A 17,164-nucleotide genomic window follows, 5' to 3' on the forward strand; every position below is an offset into this window, starting at 1 on the left:
GATGGCAGTGTGACCGCCGTGGCGGCGGGGGATTCGCACTGCTTAACAAGGCTTAACACACTGGCGGGCAGTGCGTGCCGCCAGCAGTGTGCGGCCAACCCTGGCAGGTTGGCCGCAACGGTGGCTTAGCTGAAGCGGTTGGTGATGGGGTAGCGCCAGTCTTTGCCGAAGCCGCGGTGGGTGATGCGCGGCCCTACCGGCGCCTGGCGGCGCTTGTATTCGTTGATCTTCAGCAGGCGCACCACCTTGTTGACGTCGGCTTCGGCAAAGCCGTCGCGGATGATCTCGGCGGCCGACATATTGTGTTCCACGTAGCGTGCCATGATGGCGTCCAGCACCTCGTACGGCGGCAGGCTGTCCTGGTCTTTCTGGTCCGGGCGCAGCTCGGCCGACGGCGGGCGGGTAATGATGCGCTCGGGGATGATGTCGCCCTGGGTGTTGCGCCAGCGGCACAGGTCGAATACCAGCGTCTTGGCCACGTCTTTCAGTACGGCAAAGCCGCCGGCCATGTCGCCGTACAGCGTGCAGTAGCCGGTGGTCATTTCCGACTTGTTGCCGGTGGTCAGCACCAGCTTGCCGGTTTTGTTGGACAGCGCCATCAGCAGGGTGCCGCGAATGCGTGCCTGCAGGTTTTCTTCGGTGGTGTCCATGGCCAGGCCGTCAAACGATGGCGCCAGTGCGGCCATGAAGCTTTCGTACATGGGCCAGATTTCGATTTCGTCGTACTTCACGCCCACGCGCTGCACCATGTTGCGGCTGTCGTCCACGCTGATGTCGGCAGTGTAGCGCGACGGCATCATCACGGCGTGCACGCGCTCGGCGCCCAGCGCGTCCACGGCAATGGCCAGCGTCAGGGCGGAGTCGATGCCGCCGGACAGGCCCAGCAGCGCACCAGGGAAGCCGTTTTTGTTGATGTAGTCGCGTACGCCTACCACCAGGGCGCGGTACACGCTTTCCAGCTCGCCGGGCAGGGTGGCCTGGCTGGCCGGGGTAAGGTCATTGCCGTCGTAGTCCAGCAGCAGCAGCTCGTCGTCGTAGGCGGCGGCCTGGGCCACCAGCTCGCCTTGCTTGTTCAGCGCGAAAGAGCCGCCATCGAATACCAGCTCGTCCTGGCCGCCGGTCAGGTTGACGTAGGCGATGGGCAGGCCGGTTTCCTGCACGCGGTAGCGCAGCATGTCGTGGCGGGTGTCGATCTTGTTGCGGTGGAAGGGCGAGGCGTTCAGCGACACGATCACGTCGGCGCCGGCGTCGGCGGCTTCTGCTGCCGGCTCGATGGACCACACGTCTTCGCAGATCAGCACGCCTACCTGTACGCCGTTTTGCTCGAATACCAGCGGCGCCGCGCCGGGGGTGAAGTAGCGGCATTCGTCGAATACTTCGTTATTGGGCAACAGCATCTTGTGGTACTGGCCCAGGCGGTGGCCGTCGCGCAGCACGGTGGCGGCGTTAAAGCGCTCGTTGCCCAGCTTGGCCGGGTGGCCGATCACCAGGGTAATGCCGTCCAGCTGTTCCAGCTCGTCCAGGCCGGCGGCGATGGCGCGGTAGAAATGGTCGCGCAGCAGCAGGTCTTCCGGGCTATAGCCGGTCAGGGCCAGCTCCGGGGTGACCAGGATGTCGGCGCCCTGCGCTATGGCGGCGTGGGCCAGGGCCAGGATTTTCTGGGTATTGCCGGTGATGTCACCAACAACCGGGTTGAACTGGGCTAAGGCAATGCGCATCGTGTTTTCACGGGGTGTGTTTTGCAATGCCGCAATTCTACCTGAAGCCGCGCAGGCTGGGGGTAGGTGCCGCGCTGGCAGGGGAATGCGCAATGCGATCAAGGGTTTGGCTGGGTAAAGTGTCGCGGCCAGACACGGCAGGCGGGCCGCAAGGCAGGGGAGGTATGCATTTTTTTGTAAAAAAGCTTGCCAAGGCAGGGGGGCTTCACTAGAATGCGCAGCCTCTGACGACAAAACGCCGCAAGGCCGGTCGAAAAGAGCCATCTGGAGAGGTGGATGAGTGGCTTAAGTCGCACGCCTGGAAAGCGTGTTCAGGGTAATACCCTGACGGGGGTTCGAATCCCCCCCTCTCCGCCAGTATTTACAATCTGCGCCCTGCCGGAGATTGCCGCAGCCGAGGCTGCAAGCAAACTATTCTGGAGAGGTGGATGAGTGGCTTAAGTCGCACGCCTGGAAAGCGTGTTCAGGGTAATACCCTGACGGGGGTTCGAATCCCCCCCTCTCCGCCAGAATCAAAAAGCCCTGCGCACTAGCGCGGGGCTTTTTGCTTTGCTGCCGGTGCTGGCAGGGGCTATCACGAATGACCGCGCCGCGCATTGCGGCCCACCTTGCAGAAAGCCCGCCATGACCCACCCCGTAGACGCGCTGATTGCGGCGCTGCCCAAAACCGAGCTGCACTTGCATATTGAAGGCACGCTGGAGCCGGAGCTGATGTTTGCCCTGGCCGAGCGTAACGGCATCAGCTTGCCGTATGCCAGCATCGACGTGCTGCGTGCCGCTTACCAGTTCGACAGCCTGCAGTCCTTTCTGGATCTGTACTACGCCGGTGCTGGCGTACTGCAAACCGAGCAGGACTTTTACGACCTGACCTGGGCCTACCTCGAGCGCGCCCACGCTGACTGCATCGTGCACACTGAAATCTTTTTCGATCCGCAAACGCACACCGACCGCGGCATTGCCTTTGCCACCGTTTACCACGGCATTCGCCGTGCGCTGGACGCGGCGCAGGCGCAGTGGGGCATGAGTTCGCGCCTGATCATGAGCTTTTTGCGCCACCTGAGCGAAGAAGCCGGCATGGCCGTGCTGGACCAGGCCGAGCCGTATCTGGCCGGTATCGATGGTTTCGGGCTGGATTCCAGCGAGCTGGGCCACCCGCCGTCCAAATTTACCCGCCTGTTTGCCCGCTGCCATGCGCTGGGCTTGCCCTGCGTAGCGCACGCCGGCGAAGAAGGCCCGGCCGCGTATGTGAGCGAAGCGCTGGACCTGCTGCAGGTATGCCGCATCGACCACGGTGTACGCAGCCTGGAAGACGACGCCCTGGTGCAAAGGTTGGCCGCAGACCGCACGCCGCTGACCGTGTGCCCGCTGTCCAACCAGCGCCTGCAGGTCACGCCGGACCTGAGCCAGCACCCGCTGCGCCGCATGCTGCAGGCCGGCCTGGCGGCCATGGTGAACTCGGACGACCCGGCGTATTTTGGCGGCTATCTGAACCAGAACTTCTACGCCTGCCGCGAGGCGCTGGGCCTGACGGCGGCAGAGGTGGTGCAGCTGGTGAACAACAGTTTCGAGGCCAGCTGGCTGCCGGCAGCCGATAAACAGCACTGGCTGGGCGAGGTTGGCCGCATCCATGCGCAGTGGCAGGCGGCACAGGCGGGCTGACTTAGCGCCAGGGTAGGCGTCGTAAAACAACAAGGCCACGGCAATGCCGTGGCCTTGTGCTTTTGCGGGGCTGCTCAGGCCGGGTGCCGATTGTGGCTCAGGCCTTGCCCTTGGTGAGCTGGTGGTGGTCCAGCAATACCTGGTAGCTCTGGCGGGCGGCCTCGGCTAGCTCGGCCTGGCGCGGGTGGCCGGCAAAGACCAGCTCGGCGTCCAGGCTGCGCAGGGCGCGGCGGGCGCTGGTGCAGACCTCTACCGCAGCGTTGAAGTCTGGTGCGCTGATAACGCGGCCATTGCGGATTTTGCGCGCATATACAGCGGCCATTTGCCCGTATTTCATGGCCATCTCGCAGGCTTGCCAGGCGTTGTCTTCTTCCAGGCTGGCAAACAGCTGCAGCACGGTGTGGCACGCTGCCTCGGCGCGGGCGTGGCGTTTGTCGGCCGCCTGGCGCTCGGCGCTGGCGGGGGCGGGCTTGCTGCCGCCTTGGCGGGGTTTGCTCATGGTGTGTCTTCCCGGGCGTGGCCCTGATAAAAGCATTTGGCGCACACGGCGTGGTAGCGCGTGTCGTCGCCGATATCGACTTGCGGCCCTTCTTGCAGGCGCTGTCCCTGGCCGTCTACGCGGATGTGCATGGTGGCTTTGCGCCCGCAGGTGCAGATGGTCTTGATCTCTTCGATGTCCTCTGCCAGCGCCAGCAGCCAGGCGGCACCGGGGAAGGGCTCGCCTTTGAAGTCGCTGCGCAGGCCAAAGCAGATCACCGGTACGTGGCGGGTGTGCGCCAGGCGGTGCAGCTGCTGCGCCTGCTGGCTGCTGAGGAACTGTGCTTCGTCGATCAGCACGCAGGCGATGCCCTGGTAGTCTTGCGCCAGAAAGTCGAAGGCCGCGTCGTAGGTTAGCGCGTCGCGCTGGATATTCAGCCGCGAGGTGATCTTGCCCACGCCGTAGCGGTCGTCGATGGCGGCGGTGTACAGCCGTACGGCCTTGCCCATGGTTTCGTAGTTATTGGCGATCTGCAAAAGCTGGGTGCTCTTGCCGCTATTCATCGCCGCGTAGCGGTAAAAAAGTTTGGCCATGGGCGTGTGCGTACGTAAGGGGCTGGCATTTTAGCCCAAGCGGGGCGGGGTGTGCGAACAGTGCGTTTGTGCTGGCTACTTACGTTTACGGAAGCGGGCCGTTATCATGATGCTGCATTGCACACAAAGGGACACCATGGATAAGACTCTGCCTTTGCTGGACCGCCGTACCATTACCATGCGCTGGGGCGATATGGACGCGGTAGGGCACCTGAACAATACCTATTATTTTCGCTACATGGAGCAGATCCGTGTGGAATGGCTGGATGCCATGGGTTTTCCCATCGACCCGGCCGGTATCGGCCCGGTGCTGGGCAGTACCAGCTGTACCTACAAGCGCGAGCTGTCCTACCCGGCTACCGTGGTGGTTACCACCGCTGTGGTCAAGGTTGGCCGCAGCAGCCTGACGCTGCGCCATCATTTCTATCTGCAGGGCGATGACAGCACGGTGTACGCAGTGGGCGAGGCCACGCTGGTGTGGGTGGATTACCAGGCAGGCAAGTCGGTGTCCATCCCCGAGCCTATCCGCGAGCGGCTACGCGCCGCCGGGGCCGAGGCCTGACGCAGGCCGCGGCATGAAAAAGGCGCCTCTCGCATGAGTGGCGCCTTTTGCTTTGTGGCGGTTATGGAGTCAGTCGCGCTCGCGCAGCTTCTGCCGGATGATGTCGCGCACCAAAAAGCGGCTGGGGTGGATGGCGTCCATGATGGGTTTGGGCAGCGGCGCCGGTTCGTTGTCCAGCAGGCTGGCCAGCACCTCGCCGCATAGCGGGGCGGTGACCATGCCGCGCGAGCCGTGTGCGGTGCTGACAAACAGGCCGGTGACCTCGGGCGCGCTCTGGCTCAGTTTCAGCGAGGCATCGCGCCCCAGCGGGGCGTACAGGTCGTTGAAGGCTTCGCGGTCCACAATGGCGCCGCACATGGGCAGGTAGTCCGGGCTGGTGCAGCGCAGCGCAGCGCGGCCGCTGCACTGGCTGGCGCTCAGGCTGTCGCCGCCCAGTGCCTGGTGCAGCGCCGGGCTCATTTGCGCCAGCATGTCCAGGTTTTCCTGGTGCTCGCTGGCGCAAGGCTGGGTGTCGCTGGTATCAAACTTGAAGGTGGCGCCCATGCAGTGGGTGTCGCCGCGTGCCGGCGAAATATAGCCCTCGCCGCAGATAACGGTTTTCAGTGCGTGGCTGGCTGGCGTGGCGGCCACCACCGACACCTGGCCGCGAATGCGTTTTACCGGCAGGTAGAAGGTCGGGTCGAACTGTACCGTTTCGTTGGCGGTGGCCAGCACGGCGATCCCGCCAATGGCCATGGGGCCATCGCTATCCATGGCGACCCAGCTGTGGTCGGCCGGGTTTTGTGCCAGCTCGGTAATGGCGGTAGCCAGGCGCAGGGTGATGTTGGGGTGGTCCAGCAGGCGGCGCACCAGCGCAGGTGGGTGTAGCCAGCCGCCCTGGGGGAAATACAGGCCGGGCAGGTCTACCGCGATGCCGGCCAGCTGCGAGGCTTGTTCGCTATCCACCGCGTGCAGAATGCCGTGCGGCAGGCCAGCCAGGGCCAGGCCGTGCTGGCGTTTGCTTTCTTCGGCATTGTGCGCCAGCTGCAGTACACCGCACTGGCGCCAGGTGTCGTCGCCTTGCGGCAGGCTGGCGGCCAGGGTGCGCAGGCTGTAGCCGTAGCCGGACAAAATCAGCTGGGTAAGCGGGGTAAAGTGCGGCGACAGCTTGGTGTACAGCACGCCTTGCGGGTTGCCCGACGCTTCGTTGGCCGGTACCGGGTGGCGGTCTACTACCGTCACCTGCCAGCCGCGCACGGCCAGGCTGTAGGCAATGCTGGCACCGGCAATGCCGGCCCCTACCACAATGGCGGTGCGCTCCAGCTGGGCGGGCAGCTGCGGGCGTGCATACCAGGGCGCTTGCCAGCTGCTGGCGGGGGCGCTGGCAAGCTGGCCGCGCGTCATTTCCCGCTTGCTGCCAAAACCGGGGACTTTTTCTACTGCAAAACCTGCCTCGGCCAGGCCGCGCCGTACCACGCCTGCGCAGGTAAAGGTGGCCAGTGTGGCGCCGGGTTTGCTCAGGCGCGCCAGCTGTTCAAACAGCGCAGGCTGCCACATGTCGGGGTTGCGTGACGGCGCAAAGCCATCCAGAAACCAGGCATCCACCCGCGCATCCAGCTCGGGAAGGGTGGCCAGCGCGTCGCCTACCAGCAGGGTGAGCGTGATGCGCCCTGCTGCCAGCACAAAGCGGTGCCAGCCGGGTGCCAGCGTTTGGTACTGTTGCAACAGCTCGGTGGCCTCTGCGGCCAACGCTGGCCACATGGCCAGCGCACGCTGCATGTCTGCAGGGGAGAGCGGGTGTTTTTCGGTGCTGACAAAAGCCAGGCGTGCCCCGGCCGGGGCATGGGCCAGAAAGCATTGCCACGCCACCAGAAAATTCAGGCCGGTGCCAAACCCGGTCTCGCCAACGGTGAACAGCTCGCCGCTTTGCAGTGCAGCAAAACGCTGTGGCAGGTTGTTGTTATCGACAAACACGTGGCGGGTTTCGGCCAGGCCGCTATCGCGCGAGAAATACACATCGCCATAGTCGGCCGACATCGGCAGGCCGGTGCTCCAGTCCAGACGGGCGGGGTGAAGAGGTGAAGTCATGCTGTTGCCTGGTGCCATAGGCACGGGGTGAATCCGAGATGGTGCATAGTATGCCTGCTTGCAGGAAAAGCGCCTATGCTGCAATGCAAAAAGCCGGCATTCGTGCCGGCATGCCGGTGTGGCGGGCTAGTCTATCTGCCAGCGCAGGTTGAAGGTGGTGGTGGCTGGCATCATGCGGTCTTTCCAGTGGATCTCCGGCACATAGCCGATCTCCAGCTGCAGCAGCTTGCCGCCTACCGTAATAAAAGGCAGCCCGGCCAGGCCGTGCATGCCGCTGCCGTTCAGGTAGCCCACCATCACACCGGCACCCACCACCATGTTGTTGCTGATTTCCCATTCCGTGCGCCCGCCACCTGCCACAAAATAAGCCGTTTCGCGGACCGAGTCGCGGTAGCTGCCGCCACGAACAAAAAGGCTGTAGTCCACCATAGGCTCGGCCAGCTCCAGCCCCAAGCCGGGGTTGTTGTTGTTCAGGTCGCAGCGGTAGCGCGTGCTATCGCAGCTGCCGTGGTGCGATGCCCCGAACACCAGTAGCGAGGTATCTGCCATGGCGCTGCTACAGCCCAGTAGCAGCATGGCTGTCAGTAGTTTTGTTTTCATATTACCCCCATGTCTTGATAGGAGATGGTTTAACAGCCATGGCTAGCTCTTTGATGTTAGGCAAAAAGCCGGCAATGTGAACCTTGAAAAGCAGACGCTTTTGCCCCAGCTAGTTGGCATCGGATATTTATTGCCAAGGAGGCTGTCATGCGTTTCGACAAACTCACTACCAAGTTCCAGCAGGCCCTGGCCGAGTCCCAAAGCCTGGCGCTGGCAGCGGATAATGCTTTCATCGAACCACAGCACCTGCTGCTGGCCATGCTGGACGACACCGAAAGTGGCGTGGGCAGCCTGCTGGCGCGTGCCGGGACCAATGTCGGCGCGCTCAAGACCGCGCTGCGTGACAGTGTGGCGCGCTTGCCTAAAGTCAGCGGTGGCGACGGCGACATCACCGTGTCGCGCGAGCTGGGCAAGCTGCTAAACCTCACCGACCAGGCCGCCACCAAGCGCGGCGACCAGTTCATCGCCAGCGAGCTGTACCTGCTGGTGTTGGCCGCAGACAAAGGCGAGGCCGCCCGCCTGCTGAAACAGCACGGCGGCCAACTATCGGCCATCGTGGCGGCGGTGGATGCGGTGCGCGGTGGCGATGGCGTGGATAGCGCCGACGCCGAAGAACAGCGTGAAGCGCTGAAGAAATACACGCTGGACCTGACCGAGCGCGCGCGCCAGGGCAAGCTGGACCCGGTGATCGGCCGCGATGACGAAATCCGCCGCGCCATCCAGGTGCTGCAGCGGCGTACCAAGAACAACCCGGTGCTGATCGGCGAGCCCGGCGTGGGCAAGACCGCTATTGTGGAAGGCCTGGCGCAGCGCATCGTCAACGGCGAAGTGCCGGAAAGCCTCAAGCACAAAAAGCTGCTGGTGCTGGACATGGCCGGCCTGATTGCCGGTGCCAAGTTCCGTGGCGAGTTTGAAGAGCGCCTGAAAGCGGTACTCAATGATGTGGCCAAAGACGAAGGCAGCATCATTCTGTTCATCGACGAAATCCACACCATGGTGGGCGCCGGCAAAGCCGAAGGCGCCATGGACGCTGGCAATATGCTGAAGCCGGCGCTGGCGCGCGGCGAGCTGCACTGCCTGGGCGCCACCACACTGGACGAGTACCGCAAGTACATCGAAAAAGACGCCGCGCTGGAGCGCCGTTTCCAGAAAGTGCTGGTAGACGAGCCTAGCGTGGAAGACACCATTGCCATCCTGCGCGGCCTGCAAGAAAAGTACGAAATCCATCACGGTGTAGACATCACCGACCCGGCCATCGTGGCCGCTGCCGAGCTGAGCCAGCGCTACATCACCGACCGCTTCTTGCCGGACAAGGCCATCGACCTGATTGACGAGGCCGCTGCCAAGATCAAGATGGAGCTGGATTCCAAGCCGGAAGAAATGGACAAACTGGATCGCCGCCTGATCCAGCTCAAGATCGAGCGCGAGGCCGTCAAGCGCGAAAGCGACGAAGCTTCCAGAAAGCGCCTGCAGCTGATCGAGGAGGAAATCGACAGCCTGTCGCGCGACTACGCTGACCTGGAAGAAATCTGGAAGGCCGAAAAAGCCAGCCAGCAGGGCAGCCAGGCCATCAAGGAAGAAATCGAGCAGGTAAAGCTCGAAATCGAAGAGCTGAAGCGCCGTGGCGACTGGCAAGCACTGGCCGAGCTGCAGTACGGCAAGCTGCCGCAGCTGGAAGGGCGGCTGAAAGACGCCGAGGCCGCCGATACCGGTGAGACCAAACCCAACCGTCTGCTGCGCACCCAGGTCGGTGCCGAGGAAATTGCCGAGGTGGTATCGCGCATGACCGGTATTCCGGTGAGCAAGATGCTTACCGGCGAGCGTGAAAAACTGCTGCAGATGGAAAGTGCGCTGCACCAGCGCGTGGTAGGGCAGAACGAGGCGGTAAACGCGGTGGCCGATGCCATCCGCCGTTCGCGCTCCGGCCTGGCCGACCCCAACCGCCCGTACGGTTCTTTCCTGTTCCTGGGCCCCACCGGCGTGGGCAAGACCGAGCTGTGCAAAGCCCTGGCGGGCTTCATGTTTGATAGCGAAGAGCACCTGATTCGCATCGATATGTCCGAGTACATGGAAAAACACTCGGTATCCCGCCTGATCGGTGCGCCGCCTGGCTATGTGGGTTACGAGGAGGGCGGCATGCTCACCGAGCAGGTACGCCGCAAACCGTACAGCGTGATTCTGCTGGATGAGGTGGAAAAAGCCCACCCGGATGTGTTCAACGTGCTGCTGCAGGTGCTGGACGATGGCCGCCTGACCGATGGCCAGGGCCGTACCGTGGACTTCAAGAACACCGTGATCGTGATGACGTCCAATATGGGCAGCCAGCATATCCAGAACATGGCCGATAGCGACTATCAGGTGATCAAGCTGGCGGTGATGGCCGAGGTGAAATCGCACTTCCGCCCCGAGTTTGTGAACCGCATCGACGAGCTGGTGGTATTCCATGCGCTGGGCGAAGCGCAGATCAAGTCGATCGCCCGCATCCAGCTGAAGCGGCTGGAAGCACGCCTGGCCAAGCTGGATATCAGCCTGCAGGTAGGCGACGACGCGCTGGCATTGATTGCCGAAGCCGGCTTCGACCCGGTATACGGTGCGCGGCCGCTGAAACGCGCCATCCAGAGCGAGATCGAAAACCCGCTGGCCAAGGCGATTCTGGCTGGCAAGTACCCGCCCAAGTCTACCGTGATGGTAGAGGTGGCCGGCGGCGGGCTGCGCTTTGCCTGAGCGCCGTAGCGCCGGGTACGCGGCCTGAATGGATTGCGGCCAACCTGCTAGCCAGGTTGGCCGTTTTTCATACGCCAGCCCTGTGCCGATGGTTTTGTCGAAAAGGAACCTCGACGACCGTACGGTGGTCATAAAAATACATTGTACTGATGCGCTGCCACATCCGGCTTGCCAGCCGGGCGGCTTCGCGTCAGTCTGGGCGCTGTAGCCGCCGCAGGCTGCGCTGCCCCACCAGCATAACGACAACCGTTTCAGGAAGGTGCATGGATCAACTTTTGCAAACCCTGGCGCAGCGCCAGAGCCCCGACAGCGCGGTCGCCCCGCTGGCCAGCCTGCTGGCCACGCTGCGCCCCGACGACGCCGGCGATTTTGTCCAGGCCACCAGCAACCTGCGCGCGCTGACCTATCTGCTTAGCCGCCACCCCGATTACCGCGACGGCCTGCGCCGTGCCATTCTCGACCTGCTGGCCACCACCCGCCAGGTGCAGCTGTATACCGATACCGGGCTGTTATCCAACGAGCCGTTCTCTGCCGCCATCAAGCGCCGTATTGGCGAGCGCCTGCTGCCGCCGGCCCGTTCTTCCCACCACCTGGCCGACCAGTTCGGCCTGATTTTCAGCCACCCGGAAGACTACCGCTGGGTAGGCGCTGTGGCGCAGGATGTATGGCTGGAGCTGTGGCAGGCGCTGGCCTGGGGTGAGCTGCCGGCCGCTGCGGCCAACCCGGTTCGCCAGCAGCTGCTGGAGGCGGTGCAGGTGCTGACCGCGCGCATTACCGCTATCGGGCTGGAGCCGGAGCTGGTGCGTGTTTACCCCGACATCGAGCGCTTCGAGTCGCCGTTCCTGCACCTGGCTTCCGAAGCCATGCGCTATGTGGAATCGGCCCGTCAGGCCATGGTAGACCCGGCCTGCCAGCCGGAAGACGAAAAGCACATGCTGGTACTGCTGGAGCAGTGCGAGCAGCTGATTGCCCGCCTGCGCAAGGTGGCGCACGAGCGTGGTGTGTCGGTTAGCCTGACTTACCACCTGATACGCCTGGGCCAGCATATTGGCCGCTTGCGCACCCTGCTGGCCTTGCTGGATACCGACAGCAGCCCGGCGGCCAACGGCACGCTGTTTACCCTGCTGGTAGAGCTGGTACGTGCCGAAAACCGCCGCTTCAGCGTGCGTGACGTGTTTACCAGCAATACCGAAATGCTGGCGCGCCAGGTCACCGAACACGCTGGCCGCCACGGCGAGCACTACATTGCCGAAGACCGCAAACAGTGGAAAGACATGGCCAGTGCTGCCATCGGTGCTGGTGTGATTGTGGGCTTTATGGCACTGATCAAGTTGCTGCTGGCCAAGATGCATCTACCGCTGGTCTGGGAAGCGCTGGCCTTTGGCCTGAACTACGCGCTGGGTTTCATGCTGGTGCACGTGCTGCACTTCACCATCGCTACCAAGCAGCCAGCCATGACGGCCGCGCGCATTGCCGCGGTGATCCACGAGTCGGGCGGCAAGCCCGATATGCCTCAGCTGGCCGAGCTGGTGGCCAAGGTGATGCGCACGCAGTTTGTCGCCATTCTGGGGAATGTGCTGGCGGCCATACCGGTAGCCTGGCTGATTGCGGTGAGCTGGCAGGCGTTTACCGGTGCGCCGGTCGTCAATACGGACAAGGCGGCGCACCTGCTGGCTGACCTGGACCCGGTGCACAGCCTGGCCATCTTCCACGCCGCCATTGCCGGGGTGTACCTGTTTCTGGCCGGGCTGATCGCCGGCTACTACGACAACCTGGCTATCTATCGCCAGATTCCGCAAAGGTTGGCCGCACTGCCGTGGCTGAACCGCCTGCTGGGCGAGGCGCGCACGCGGCGTCTGGCGCATTATGTGGAACACAACCTGGGTGGCCTGGCCGGCAATTTTTACTTTGGCCTGTTCCTGGGGGTAACCGGTACCATCGGCTTCCTGCTGGGCTTGCCGCTGGATATCCGCCACATTACGTTCTCGTCGGCGTACCTGTCGTATGCGGCGGTGACCTACGACTACCTGATACCGCTGCCGCTGGTGTTGTGGTCGGTAGGCGGCGTGCTGCTGATCGGCATGACCAACCTGCTGGTGAGCTTTACCCTGGCGCTATGGGTGGCGCTCCGCTCGCGCAAGCTCAAGGGCACCGACGCGCTGCCGCTGTTGCCGGCGCTGGCGCGGCGCTTCTGGCAGAAGCCGAAAGACTTTTTCATCCCGCCCAAAGACGCGGTACAGGATACGTCCGCCAGTTAAGCGGCGATGCCTGTCTGCCACGCCCTCTGTCGCTTGCCGGCCGGGGGCGTTTTTCTTGCGCCGCCTGCCGGGGTGTTCAGCGCGGTGGGTATGGCGTTGGGGGGCTGCACGTGGGCTAGGCCTTGCTGGGCCTGGCGTCGTTGCGTTAGCGCGGTGGCGGGCAGGCGTAGCCAAGAAAAACCCGCCTGGGTGGCGGGCATAACTCCGGGTACGGAGAGGAGAAACATGCAGCGGGAGATGTTTGATTTATAGAACCCTATGCAATAAACGCCATGCCCGATATTGAATTCTGTGTTCTCCCCTCTGGCACGCATCACGTCATGCCATGGCAGCTGCTACCACAGGCTAGGGGAACGTGCCTGTCGTGCGTCTTTTGTTGCGGATATGGGCGGCGTAGGCCTCGGTGTTGCTGGTGGCGACCTGCCGTGCCAGGGCATTGTGTTGCCAGATCAGTGCGTAGCTGCCGGCCAGCTGCTTTTGCAGAGTGACGGTATAGGCGCCTTGCGGCCAACTATAGGCCGAAGCCTGGCTGCTGCTGTGCCCGGCAGCTTGGCCATAGCGGCGGGTCAGGTCCTGATAGGTCGGGTCGGTGGGGGTGCCTGGCGGGTAGTCGAAGCGTATCTGGTAGAGCGTTTCGTCCAGAAATGCCATTTGCAGGTGTGCGGTGCCACTATCGGGCATGCCTTCGACGTGCATGACGATCACCCGTTTGTTGGGGATGTTTTCCGGCCTGATGGCCAGAAAAGCATCTTGCGCATTGCCATAAAACTCGCCTGTTATACGGGCCTGCTGTGCCTGTACCACTTGCTGCACCTGCTCTCGCGTGTGGTTGCCAGGCAGGAGCCCGAATAGCGGCAAGCTGGTTTGCGCCAGACACGGCAGGGTCGGGCAGAGCAGGGTGAGCCAGAAGGCAAGTCTGATCGTCGGCATGGTAGCGGGGTTGCCTTGGGGTTGCATGCCGGCAGTATACAAGGGTCACGGTGGTTTTTTTGCTGCAACGCACCGGGAGGGATGGCTGACTATGCAATAGGTATTGCTTTCGAGCTGTTGTACGTCATGGCGGTGTTTGCTTGAAAAATAGCCATGTCATTGACTTGCTTATGTATTTCATTGTGGTGCGCCGGCGACAAAACCGGGCTGTTTGAGCGGCAGCGCGGTACACCGGGTCGGTGGCCCGGGGCACCGCGGGGGCAGTGAGGCGGTCAGGGCAGGGTAACGTAATGCTGCTTGGCACGAATATAGGCGGCGTAGGTTTCCGTGTTCGAGGTGCGCACTTTGCGCGCTAGCGTGATGTGCTCCAGCTGCAAGACAAGCTGGCCGTTGATCTGCGCCATCAGCGTCAGCCAGACATCCCCTCTTTGCCAGCTGGCGTGCTGCTGGCTACTGCTGCTGGATGGCGAGTCTGGCGGGCCGTAGCTGGCGGCCAGCTTTTCCTGGGCCTGCTGGAAGGTGACACCGCTGCGATAGGTCGCGCTAATGCGGTAAAGCAGGTCATCAAAGAAGGCAAAACGTGCGCTTTCCAGCTCCGGCATGGGTAGCGAGCGGATGTCGGCAATTACTACTCGCAGGTTGGCCAGGGTTTGTTCGCCGCTTTGCGGGTAGTGCTCCAGCGCATTGCCATGAAACAGGCTGTAAACCGTGGCTTGTTTTTGTTGCCACAGCACTTCGGCCTGGCCGCGCCGGGTTTCGCCCGCGACCAGCCCCATGAAAGGCAGTTTGCTGGCGACCGGCTTGGTGCTGGCAGGGGCGAGTGCAGGGGAGGAGGCGGCCATGGCTGGCAGGCAGGCTAAAAGCATGAATAAAGTCAAAGCGTAACGCATGGTAGTCCCGTACAAGTTGCAGGTGATAGGCAGGTAGCGCCAAACCATGGTTGCCGAGGCCTAAAATGGCGATAAAAAAAATCTAACTATCCGAAAAAATCATTCAATTGGATTTGGCTATTGGAATGCAGCATGATTCCACCTGTCGACAACGACACCACTGCAACCAAGGAGCCCGACATGTCCATCATCAATAGCCAGATCAAACCGTTTGCCAGCAAAGCTTTCCACAATGGCCAGTTCATCGACGTTACCGACCAGACCCTGTTGGGCAAATGGTCCGTAGTGTTCTTCTACCCGGCCGACTTCACCTTTGTGTGCCCGACCGAGCTGGGCGACCTGGCTGACCTGTACCCGGAATTCCAGAAGCTGGGTGTGGAAATCTACTCGGTATCCACCGACACCCACTTCACCCACAAGGCGTGGCACGACACGTCCGACACCATCAAGAAGATCCAGTACCCGATGCTGGCTGACCCGACTCACCTGATCTCCCGCAACTTCGGCGTGCTGATCGAAGAAGCCGGCCTGGCCGACCGCGGTACCTTCGTGATCGACCCGGAAGGCAAGATCCAGATCGTGGAAATCAACGCCGGTGGCGTGGGCCGTGATGCAGCCGAGCTGCTGCGCAAAGTGAAAGCCGCCCAGTACGTAGCCGCCCACCCGGGTGAAGTGTGCCCGGCCAAATGGCAAGAAGGCGATGCCACCCTGGCCCCGTCGCTGGATCTGGTAGGCAAGATCTGATTTACCGCCAGGCTGCAGCCCCCGGCTGACAGCACGGCACCTCAACGAGGTTGGCCGGCCTCTCCCGGCTAGCCTCGTCTCCACCCGACATTCATTGCCGGGTGCCGCGGAAAGCGCCCTTGCGGCCAACTGTGAAGCCGCTTTCCCGGGTACCCGTTACCAAGGAGCACACCATGCTGGACAACAATATCAAGACCCAACTGCAAGCTTATCTGGCCAATCTGCAACACCCTATCGAGCTGGTTGCCAGCCTGGGTAGCGGCGCCAAAGACGAAGAAGTACGCGGCCTGCTGGCCGACATCGCCAGCCTGTCCGACAAGGTCGCCGCCCGCTTCGACGGCCAGGACGCCCGTAAACCCTCGTTCACCATTGCCCGCCCCGGCGACGCCGCCCCGCGCGTACAGTTTGCCGGCGTGCCGATGGGTCATGAGTTCACCTCGCTTGTGCTGGCGCTGCTGCAGGTAGGCGGCCACCCGTCCAAGGCGGGCCAGGAGCTGATCCAGCAGGTAAAAGACCTGCAGGGCGAGTTCACCTTTGAGACCTACATCTCGCTGTCGTGCCAGAACTGCCCGGACGTCGTACAGGCGCTGAACCTGATGGCCGTGCTGAACCCCGGCATCCGCCACACCATGGTGGACGGCGCGCTGTTTCAGGCCGAGGTTGCCGACCGCCAGATCATGTCGGTACCCACCGTGTACCTGAACGGCCAAGTATTCGGCCAGGGCCGTATGGGGCTGGAAGAAATCGTGGCCAAGCTCGACACCGGTGCCGCCGCCCGCGACGCCCAGAAGCTGGCACAGAAAGAGGCGTTTGACGTGCTGGTAGTGGGTGGTGGCCCAGCCGGTGCGGCCGCCGCCATCTACACCGCCCGAAAAGGCATTCGTACCGGTGTAGTCGCTGAACGCTTTGGCGGCCAGGTGCTGGACACCATGGGCATCGAAAACTTCATTTCGGTCAAAGAAACCGAAGGCCCCAAACTGGCCATGGCGCTGGAGCAGCACGTCAAAGAGTACGACGTAGACGTGATGAACTTGCAGCGCGCCAGCAAGCTGATTACCGCCAGCGAAAGCGCCAGCGGCCTGACCGAGGTACAGCTGCAAAGCGGTGCCACGCTGAAAGCCAAGTCGGTAATTATTGCCACCGGTGCGCGCTGGCGCGAAATGAACGTGCCGGGCGAGCAGCAGTACCGCAACAAGGGCGTGGCTTACTGCCCGCATTGCGATGGCCCGTTGTTCAAAGGCAAGCGCGTGGCGGTGATTGGTGGTGGTAACTCCGGTGTGGAAGCGGCGATTGACCTGGCCGGTATCGTGTCGCACGTTACCCTGCTGGAGTTTGGCGACGCCATGCGTGCCGACGCCGTGCTGCAAAACAAGCTGCGCAGCCTGCCCAACGTCACCGTGATCCTGCAGGCGCAGACCACCGAAGTGACCGGCGACGGCAGCAAGGTCAACGGTCTGGCCTACACCGACCGCGTCAGCGGCGACGCACGCCACATTGAACTGGAAGGCATCTTCGTGCAGATCGGCCTGCTGCCCAATACCGACTGGCTGAAAGGCACCATCGAGCTCACCAACCGTGGCGAGATCATTACCGGCCGCCACCAGGACACCAGTGTGGCAGGGGTGTTTGCCGCCGGCGACGTGACCGACGTGCCGTACAAGCAAATCATCATCGCCATGGGCGAGGGTGCGAAAGCCGCGCTGGGGGCGTTTGACCACCTGATCCGCAGCACCGCACCAGCTGCCTGAGCGCATAAAGCATCAAGCCTCCTTGGGCGCCCCGTGGTCTTGTTACCCGGGGCGTTTTTTTTATTGCCAGCGGCTATAGTGCAACGTTGGCCGCAGCGCGGCCATGCTGGCCGGCAGGCTGTGGCTGAAAGGTGTCAGCCGATAAAAAGCACTTCAATTTGCGGCCAACTTCAGGTAAAAAGACGCATCACGT

13 protein-coding genes and 2 tRNA genes are annotated in these 17,164 nt (G+C 62.7%); 8 read left to right on the forward strand and 7 right to left on the reverse strand.

What is annotated here, in order from left to right; genetic code table 11:
• Positions 1-125: 125 nt before the first annotated feature.
• Complete coding sequence (locus ACZ9XP_RS14575; RefSeq protein WP_147684169.1) at positions 126-1,718, reverse strand: NAD+ synthase; 1,593 nt, start codon at positions 1,716-1,718, stop codon at positions 126-128.
• 266 nt (positions 1,719-1,984) lie between these two features.
• Between ACZ9XP_RS14575 and ACZ9XP_RS14580 the strand changes: the two genes are divergently transcribed.
• The 3 genes from ACZ9XP_RS14580 (at position 1,985) to ACZ9XP_RS14590 (ending at position 3,377) form a co-directional block, all read left to right on the forward strand.
• Positions 1,985-2,075 (forward strand) — tRNA-Ser (locus ACZ9XP_RS14580).
• A 61-nt stretch (positions 2,076-2,136) separates the two neighbouring features.
• Positions 2,137-2,227, forward strand: a tRNA-Ser gene (locus ACZ9XP_RS14585).
• Positions 2,228-2,342: 115 nt separating this feature from the next.
• Entirely contained in the window at positions 2,343-3,377 is a 1,035-nt protein-coding gene (locus ACZ9XP_RS14590) for an adenosine deaminase (protein WP_465188667.1), read from the forward strand.
• Between the two features lie 97 nt (positions 3,378-3,474).
• Here the strand turns inward: ACZ9XP_RS14590 and ACZ9XP_RS14595 are convergent, their stop codons facing one another.
• Both ACZ9XP_RS14595 and ACZ9XP_RS14600 read right to left on the reverse strand, forming a co-directional pair.
• Positions 3,475-3,876 carry a hypothetical protein gene (locus tag ACZ9XP_RS14595; protein WP_147688985.1) on the reverse strand — a complete coding sequence of 134 codons (402 nt, stop codon included), beginning with the start codon at positions 3,874-3,876 and terminating at the stop codon, positions 3,475-3,477.
• Positions 3,873-4,448, reverse strand: coding sequence for a thymidine kinase (locus ACZ9XP_RS14600; RefSeq protein ID WP_147688984.1), 576 nt, complete (start codon positions 4,446-4,448; stop codon positions 3,873-3,875). The genes ACZ9XP_RS14595 and ACZ9XP_RS14600 overlap by 4 nt, the downstream gene beginning before the upstream one ends.
• 136 nt (positions 4,449-4,584) lie before the next feature.
• On the opposite strand from ACZ9XP_RS14600, the gene ACZ9XP_RS14605 reads away from it, so the two are divergent.
• The gene (locus ACZ9XP_RS14605) at positions 4,585-5,010 is read left to right on the forward strand and encodes an acyl-CoA thioesterase (protein ID WP_147688983.1); all 426 of its coding nucleotides are present in this window, start codon (positions 4,585-4,587) and stop codon (positions 5,008-5,010) included.
• Positions 5,011-5,079: 69 nt separating this feature from the next.
• Here ACZ9XP_RS14605 and mnmC read toward each other — a convergent pair whose 3' ends face one another.
• Both mnmC and ACZ9XP_RS14615 read right to left on the reverse strand, forming a co-directional pair.
• The gene (gene mnmC, locus ACZ9XP_RS14610; RefSeq protein ID WP_147688982.1) at positions 5,080-7,077 is read right to left on the reverse strand and encodes a bifunctional tRNA (5-methylaminomethyl-2-thiouridine)(34)-methyltransferase MnmC2/FAD-dependent 5-carboxymethylaminomethyl-2-thiouridine(34) oxidoreductase MnmC1; all 1,998 of its coding nucleotides are present in this window, start codon (positions 7,075-7,077) and stop codon (positions 5,080-5,082) included.
• Between the two features lie 126 nt (positions 7,078-7,203).
• Positions 7,204-7,677, reverse strand: coding sequence for a hypothetical protein (locus ACZ9XP_RS14615; protein WP_147688981.1), 474 nt, complete (start codon positions 7,675-7,677; stop codon positions 7,204-7,206).
• A 147-nt stretch (positions 7,678-7,824) separates the two neighbouring features.
• Here ACZ9XP_RS14615 and clpB point away from each other — a divergent pair, with 147 nt between their 5' ends.
• Complete coding sequence (clpB, locus tag ACZ9XP_RS14620) at positions 7,825-10,401, forward strand: ATP-dependent chaperone ClpB (protein WP_147688980.1); 2,577 nt, start codon at positions 7,825-7,827, stop codon at positions 10,399-10,401.
• A 263-nt stretch (positions 10,402-10,664) separates the two neighbouring features.
• Positions 10,665-12,659, forward strand: coding sequence for a site-specific recombinase (locus tag ACZ9XP_RS14625; protein WP_147688979.1), 1,995 nt, complete (start codon positions 10,665-10,667; stop codon positions 12,657-12,659).
• A 345-nt stretch (positions 12,660-13,004) separates the two neighbouring features.
• Here the strand turns inward: ACZ9XP_RS14625 and ACZ9XP_RS14630 are convergent, their stop codons facing one another.
• Positions 13,005-13,589, reverse strand: a complete 585-nt coding sequence (locus ACZ9XP_RS14630; RefSeq protein ID WP_147688978.1) for a hypothetical protein — start codon at positions 13,587-13,589, stop codon at positions 13,005-13,007.
• A 272-nt stretch (positions 13,590-13,861) separates the two neighbouring features.
• Positions 13,862-14,455, reverse strand: coding sequence for a hypothetical protein (locus ACZ9XP_RS14635; RefSeq protein ID WP_147688977.1), 594 nt, complete (start codon positions 14,453-14,455; stop codon positions 13,862-13,864).
• 156 nt (positions 14,456-14,611) lie between these two features.
• On the opposite strand from ACZ9XP_RS14635, the gene ahpC reads away from it, so the two are divergent.
• Positions 14,612-15,223, forward strand: coding sequence for an alkyl hydroperoxide reductase subunit C (gene ahpC / locus ACZ9XP_RS14640; RefSeq protein ID WP_465188668.1), 612 nt, complete (start codon positions 14,612-14,614; stop codon positions 15,221-15,223).
• Between the two features lie 173 nt (positions 15,224-15,396).
• Positions 15,397-16,971, forward strand: coding sequence for an alkyl hydroperoxide reductase subunit F (ahpF, locus tag ACZ9XP_RS14645; RefSeq protein ID WP_147688976.1), 1,575 nt, complete (start codon positions 15,397-15,399; stop codon positions 16,969-16,971).
• The last annotated feature ends 193 nt before the right edge of the window (positions 16,972-17,164 follow it).

The organism is Vogesella perlucida, assembly GCF_979366545.1.